We start from the raw sequence: 6828 nt of genomic DNA on the forward strand, positions 1-6828 counted from the left end.
TGGATTGGAGCATCGCGTAAGGCCACGCCAGTCAGGCGTACCCCAACCGTATCTGTTGACGCCATGCTCGGGTAACTCACCTGCACGTTGGCTTCGGAGCCCAGGGTGTCGGCATTCAGTTCGCCGCTCGGCGCTTCGACCACCCTGAACACTGACGGCTGAGCCGCGGAGACACCTTGAAAATCGTCCTGTTGCGGTAATGACAGGGCACTCATTGTCCGCAGGGACGGCGTGACCGGAGTGTCCGTGGAGGGCTCATGCACCGCACAGCCAACAACTCCCAGAACCAGCAACCCCGCAAGATATTTCCACATGACCACTCTCCTCCCGAATGGAGCAAAGCCGGAGATTCACGGCGCCCGGCAAACTGTTTCCCAAAGGTAGGTCTGATGAAAAATATCGTCTACTGTCAGAACTGACAGGTGACTGTACATCCAGCATCATTGTGAGGATGAGAAAATTACGCTACGAGGGTCGAGGAAGAAGGCGAAGAAACTGCGGGGTGCTGGATGCGCATCAGCGCGAATGTTGAAGAAGAAATCACCTGGAAAACTGCTTAAAACCTGTCACAAAACCTGCGGGAGCGAGCTTGCTCGCGATGAGGGCCTTTCAGTCAACGTCGATGTTGAATGTCAGTCCGCAATCGCGAGCAAGCTCGCTCCCACAGTGGTTTTGGGTGAACTGAAGGATGGCTTACAGACCGACGACATCCTCTGCCTGTAACCCCTTCTCGCCGGTCACCACGGCGTATTCCACCTGCTGACCTTCAGCCAGCGAACGGTGACCTTCGCCGCGGATCGCGCGGTAATGCACGAACACGTCCACCCCGTCCTCGCGCTGAATGAAGCCGTAGCCCTTGGCGTCGTTGAACCACTTCACATTGCCGGTTTCGCGCGTAGCCATGAATCGATACCCCCTTCTTTTTATTGTTGAGGCGCCGAGTATATGACAGGCACCAAAACTCTCAACTCAACTTTACTTAGCCGCTTTTTTGCCGATTTTCGACGAATACGGCACACTATCGGCCGCCCGAGCAATTGCTTGGTTTTACTCACTCACGCAGAAGCCGTATGACCCGTTCCCCGTTCCGCCGTCTTGTGTTTGGCACCCTGCGCCGACTGCTCTATCTCTGGGTTCGCTCGGAGACGATCAACCAGTCGTCGTTCACCCTCAACCTCGACCGCAGTCGCCCGGTGTTCTACGTCCTGCAAAACCCTTCGCTGACCGACCTTGCCGTGGTCGACACCGAATGCAGCAAGGCTGGCCTGCCCCGTCCGGTGCTGCCTGTGTCGGTGGGTAACCTGGTGGAACCCGCTGCATTTTTCTACCTGACGCCGGAGCCCGACTGGCTCGGCCGTCAGGACAAACGTGGTGCGCCGCCCGCCCTGACCCGCCTGGTCAGCGCCCTGAGCCAGAACGCCGCCGAAGACGCGCAGATCATTCCGGTCAGCGTGTTTTGGGGCCAATCGCCCGATAGTGAATCGAGCCCGTGGAAATTGCTCTTCGCTGACAGTTGGGCCGTGACCGGACGCCTGCGTCGATTGCTGAGCATCATTGTGCTGGGGCGCAAAACCCGCGTGCAGTTCTCGGCGCCGATTCATTTGCGCGAGCTGATCGACCACAACAAAGGCCACGAGCGCACGGTGCGCATGGCCCAGCGGATCCTGCGGGTGCACTTCCGCAACCTGAAAGCCGCAGTGATCGGCCCGGACATTTCCCACCGCCGCAACCTGGTCAAGGGCTTGCTCAACCAGCCGCTGGTCAAGCAAGCGATCCTCGACGAAGCCGAGCGCGAGAACATCTCCCCGGAGAAAGCCAAGGCCCAGGCCCTGCGCTATGGCAACGAGATCGCCTCGGACTACACCTACACGGCGATCCGTTTTCTGGAAGTGGTGCTGAGCTGGTTCTGGAACAAGATCTACGACGGGATCAAGGTGAACCACATCGAAGGTGTGCAGAAGGCCGCCCAGGGTCACGAAGTGATTTACGTGCCGTGCCACCGTAGCCACATCGACTACCTGCTGCTGTCCTACTTGCTGTTCCGTAACGGCCTGACCCCGCCGCACATCGCCGCCGGGATCAACCTCAACATGCCGGTGATCGGTAGCTTGCTGCGTCGTGGCGGCGCGTTCTTCATGCGCCGCACTTTCAAGGGCAACCCGCTGTACACCTCGGTGTTCAACGAATACCTGCACACCCTGTTCACCAAAGGTTTCCCGGTCGAGTACTTCGTCGAGGGCGGCCGCTCGCGCACCGGGCGCATGCTGCAACCGAAAACCGGGATGCTCGCGATCACCCTGCGCAGCTTCCTGCGTTCATCGCGCATGCCCATCGTCTTCATCCCGGTGTATATCGGTTATGAGCGGGTGCTGGAAGGCCGGACCTACCTCGGCGAACTGCGTGGTGCGAGCAAGAAGAAAGAATCGATCTTCGACATCTTCAAAGTCATCGGCGCGCTCAAGCAGCGTTTCGGCCAGGTGGCGGTGAACTTCGGCGAACCGATCAAACTCGCGGAATTCCTCGACAGCGAACAGCCAGACTGGCGCAAACAGGAACTCGGCCCGCAGTTCAAACCGGCCTGGCTCAACGAAACCACAAACCGTCTCGGCGAGAAAGTCGCGCAGCACCTGAACGAAGCGGCGGCGATCAACCCGGTGAATCTGGTGGCCCTGGCGCTGCTGTCCACCACCCGCCTGGCGCTGGATGATCGCGCCATGGCGCGCGTGCTTGATTTGTATCTGGCGCTGTTGCGCAAGGTCCCGTACTCGCCGCATACCACGCTGCCGGACGGTGACGGCCGGGCGTTGATCGAGCATGTGAAGGACATGGACCTGTTGTCCGAGCAAAGCGATGCCTTGGGCAAGATTCTGTATCTGGACGAGCAGAACGCCGTCCTCATGACCTACTACCGCAACAACGTGCTGCACATCTTCGCCCTGCCCGCCTTGCTCGCGAGTTTCTTCCAGAGCGCCTCGCGCATGAGCCGCGAACAGATCCTGCGCTACACCCGGGCGCTGTATCCGTACCTGCAATCAGAGCTGTTCATTCGCTGGACGCTGGACGAACTGGATGGCGTGATCGATCAATGGCTCGAAGCGTTCGTCGAGCAAGGTCTGCTGCGTTTCGAGAACGATGTCTACCTGCGCCCGGCGCCAAGCTCGCGGCACTTTGTGTTGCTGACGTTGTTGTCGAAGAGCATCGCCCAGACACTGCAACGCTTCTACATGACTGTGTCCCTGCTGCTCAACAGCGGCCAGAACAGCATCAGCGCCGAAGAACTGGAAGACCTGTGCACCGTCATGGCCCAGCGCCTGTCGATCCTGCACGGGCTGAATGCCCCGGAGTTCTTCGACAAGAGCTTGTTCCGCCACTTCATCCAGACCCTGCTGGATCTCGACGTGCTCAAGCGCGACGAAGCCGGCAAGCTGAGTTATCACGAACTGCTGGGCGAACTGGCAGAAGGCGCGGCCAAACGGGTGTTGCCGGCGGAGATTCGTTTATCGATCCGTCAGGTGGCGTTGCATCGAAGTGAAGATGCAGCGGACCAGGCTTAGTTGGAGTCGGCGGTAACTTCCTGACAATGACTATAGGAACAAGGATGTTCTTATAATCTGTCAATTATGGATAAATAGAGGCCCATTTAATCCCGATACGGATATCGCGATGAGCCCATCAGATAACACCACCTCCTACATCACCCTGACGTTTAGTTTGCCTGAAGACTTCCTGCCCCCCAGCGATGGCGAAGGTGAAACTTATATAAGCGTTCAAACGGCCAACACTTCTGTCCCCCTCAACGTAGCGCAACTCCGAGAACCGATGCTGCGCAGCGGACGCTGGAACTTTTCGTTTGCACACCACTACTCCGATGTCAGCGTCAAATACCTCGTGACGATCAACATGACCCATAACGGAATTCCTTTGCTGATTGATCTGGACTACGTCGTGATTGTCCATCGAGCGCCGCACCGACAGACCCTGCATCTGAGCCCCATTGGCCGTCTCTACATCCAGGCGCAAGCGCCTCGGGCGGTCGCCCCCGAACATGCCGTCACCGTTGCCGCCCACGAACATGACGACACTCACGCACTCGTCACCCAAATACATGTCAGCGAAAAAATGGCGGAGGCGTTTTATCTGGAATACGACCCAGCCACTGTTGTTCCCGGTAAGCGCTATACCCTGACCGCCACTGAAAACGAATACCGGAATTCAATAGCGGTGTCTCCGGGATCGGTTGTATTGAAACCCTTTGGCAAGGTTTGAGAGGCGTTCAACCTATTTATCTTTATCGTTTCGTTATCTCGCTGCCTATTCGCTCTACAAGTAAGGAAACATCCTACATAGCGTTTGTTGCTCTCGACGATATGCTGACGACTCGTCATTTCCGACGATGCATTTGATAAGGAAATCAAAGTGAGCAACGAATACGAAAAGAGCATCAGCGGCATCGTGCACTATCTGCTGAGAGTTGAGCTACCGACCCACTCGACACTTCACGTGAGTTTGTTGGATGTCACTTCAGCAGAGGCCCCCGCCAAAGAACTCGCCCGGCAAGTTATTCCTTGCGCAGAAACAACGGGTTTGGACTTTACCTTGCGGTACAAGATGGCCGATGTCCTGCCTGACCACCGCTATGCAATCCGTGCACGGATCGAAACCACCGATCAAGTGATCTTCGCGACCACCAAAGATCACACCGTGCAGTTGGGCGTCGACCACCTGCGCCCCGAGGACGTTATTGTCCGCAACGTTCGTACAAAACCAGACAGTAACTTCTAAGTCCTGCGCTAGAAAAAATCCGTTAAATTGTCGTTGGCGCCGGTCTTCTTCGGGCGCCAGGGACAAGGATTCAATTCATGAAAAAACATTCGTTTCTGGGACTGGCTGCTTTGCTCAGTGCCTGCCAAACCCTGCAACCTGCCGCGAAAACCAGCCTCGATGGCGAAGTCTTCTACCTGCAACGCATCGCCCTGCCGCCAAGCGCCACCTTGAGCGTCAGCCTGCAGGACGTGTCCCTCGCGGATGCCCCCGCCGTTATCCTCGTCGAACAGAAAGGCCCGGTCAAAGGCCAGGTGCCGCTGCCGTTTCATCTGAGTTACGATCCGGCCCAGGTCAAACCCGGCCATCGCTATTCCGTCAGTGCGCGCATCGAAGTCGACGGCAAGCTGATGTTCATCACCACCGAACACCACGCCGTACAACTTGATGGCAGCGATCCGCAGCCACTAAAAATCCGCGTCGACGCCGTTCGCTAAACTCCTCTTTCGTACAAGGAAGCTGCCATGTTTCGCCCTACCCTTCGTTTCGCCGGCCTCTGCGCAGGCTTGATGATCTCCGCCAGCGCACTGGCGCTGTCGCTCAATGACCTTTCGCAAAAAGATGCTACCGGTGGCCTCAAGGATGCCCTGACCCAAGGCGCGCAACTGGCCGTCAAACAACTCGGCACGCCGGGCGGCTTCAGCAACAACCCGGACGTGAAAATCGAACTGCCGGGCAAACTGGGCAAAGTCGCCAGCAAAATGAAACAGTTCGGTATGGGTGATCAGGTCACTGAGCTGGAAACCAGCATGAACAAAGCGGCCGAAACCGCCGTGACCCAGGCCCAGCCGATCCTGGTCGATGCCGTGAAGAAGATGAGCGTCGAAGACGCCAAAGGGATTCTCAGCGGCGGTAACGACTCGGCAACCCAGTACCTGAGCAAAACCAGCCGCGAACAGATTCGCCTGAAGTTCCTGCCGATCGTCAAGCAAGCCACCGACCAGGTCGGCCTGGCCAAGCAATACAACACCTTCGCTGGCCAGGCAGCGACCATGGGCGTGCTGGATACCAAGAACGCCAACATCGAAAGCTACGTGACCGAGCAGGCGCTGAACGGCTTGTTCGAGATGATCGGCAAACAGGAAGAAACCATTCGCCAGAATCCGGCGGCTGCGGCGACGAGTCTGGCGAAGAAAGTGTTTGGTACGCTTTAATTCCAGGCAATTGAAACTCGCAAAAAAGCCCACTGGTCTTTACAGGTCAGTGGGCTTTTTCCGTTTGCGCTACTGGTGCGGATCAACCTGATCCAGAACGCGATTTACCGATAACTCCGCCAGCGAAATCATCTGTTGAACCGCCAACATAAGATTGCATGTCGGTCCGTTCAAACCGAAGGCTAACTCACTGGCCATCACATTTGCCGAAGCGAGGGTTTCGCAGGCGTGAGCCAAAAGGGTTTCGGAATCAACGTTGGGGGCGATGACGAAAACCGAGCTGGGACGACGGTCAGCTTTAGCCTTTTTTTCGGGTGGTGGCGCCAAATAGTGATCAAGAGCGCGAATTGCCGCGTCGTGGAGTTTTTTGGAATCGAGAAAGGCGTAAGGGGAAACCGGGTCGGTTTCTTTTTCCAGTTCTGCTTCCGTGTATGGAGGATTTGGGCTGTCTTTAATCATCGTGTAACTCCTGAAGTAGTGGAGCTGTCACCGTTCGCTGCGAAACGAACATAAGGTGGCAGCTGTACGCAGGTTCGCAGACCGGGACTTCAGGAACCCGGCAGACCCGAAGATCTCCCGCGCACAGCCGCCATAACACAGGCATAAAAAAACGCCCGCTTTCGGATGGTGGACGCTGTGCGTCTGAAGTTTAACCGGGCTGCGAAACCCGGTCGCTGCTTTTTGCAGCGACACCCAAAAGCCTAGAGATCGAGCTTCCGACAGACAACCTGAAAATTTCGTGGGAAGGTTCTGATGTTTTGGCAGATCTTTAAACATAGTCGCTTGCCAGATCGCCATCGCGGGCAAGCTGAACTGGCCTAATGATTTTGGACACTTCAATCGGGCGCTATGA

8 protein-coding genes and 1 pseudogene are annotated in these 6828 nt (G+C 56.9%); 5 read left to right on the forward strand and 4 right to left on the reverse strand.

What is annotated here, in order from left to right; genetic code table 11:
- Positions 1-314 (reverse strand): hypothetical protein (locus tag K0F88_RS31795; protein WP_219097848.1); only part of this gene is annotated, 314 nt, incomplete at its 3' end.
- Between the two features lie 379 nt (positions 315-693).
- Positions 694-903, reverse strand: coding sequence for a cold-shock protein (locus K0F88_RS31800; protein WP_010462862.1), 210 nt, complete (start codon positions 901-903; stop codon positions 694-696).
- Positions 904-1070: 167 nt separating this feature from the next.
- On the opposite strand from K0F88_RS31800, the gene plsB reads away from it, so the two are divergent.
- From plsB to K0F88_RS31825, 5 genes are all read left to right on the forward strand, one after another.
- Positions 1071-3554, forward strand: coding sequence for a glycerol-3-phosphate 1-O-acyltransferase PlsB (gene plsB, locus K0F88_RS31805; RefSeq protein ID WP_219097849.1), 2484 nt, complete (start codon positions 1071-1073; stop codon positions 3552-3554).
- 109 nt (positions 3555-3663) lie between these two features.
- Positions 3664-4266, forward strand: a complete 603-nt coding sequence (locus K0F88_RS31810) for a hypothetical protein (protein ID WP_219097850.1) — start codon at positions 3664-3666, stop codon at positions 4264-4266.
- A gap of 150 nt (positions 4267-4416) precedes the next feature.
- A complete protein-coding gene (locus K0F88_RS31815) occupies positions 4417-4782 on the forward strand; it encodes a YbaY family lipoprotein (protein ID WP_219097851.1) in 366 nt (121 codons plus the stop codon).
- 77 nt (positions 4783-4859) lie between these two features.
- A complete protein-coding gene (locus K0F88_RS31820; RefSeq protein WP_219097852.1) occupies positions 4860-5258 on the forward strand; it encodes a YbaY family lipoprotein in 399 nt (132 codons plus the stop codon).
- A gap of 27 nt (positions 5259-5285) precedes the next feature.
- Positions 5286-5975 (forward strand): DUF4197 domain-containing protein, encoded by a 690-nt coding sequence (locus K0F88_RS31825; RefSeq protein WP_219097853.1) that lies wholly within the window; start codon positions 5286-5288, stop codon positions 5973-5975.
- 69 nt (positions 5976-6044) lie between these two features.
- Here the strand turns inward: K0F88_RS31825 and K0F88_RS31830 are convergent, their stop codons facing one another.
- Positions 6045-6434, reverse strand: a complete 390-nt coding sequence (locus K0F88_RS31830) for a DUF6124 family protein (RefSeq protein WP_219097854.1) — start codon at positions 6432-6434, stop codon at positions 6045-6047.
- A 27-nt stretch (positions 6435-6461) separates the two neighbouring features.
- Positions 6462-6828, reverse strand: a pseudogene (locus K0F88_RS31835) (hypothetical protein); the annotation flags it as partial.

Origin of the sequence: Pseudomonas sp. UMAB-40, from assembly GCF_900095275.1 — a bacterium.
Lineage (GTDB): Bacteria > Pseudomonadota > Gammaproteobacteria > Pseudomonadales > Pseudomonadaceae > Aquipseudomonas > Aquipseudomonas mandelii_B.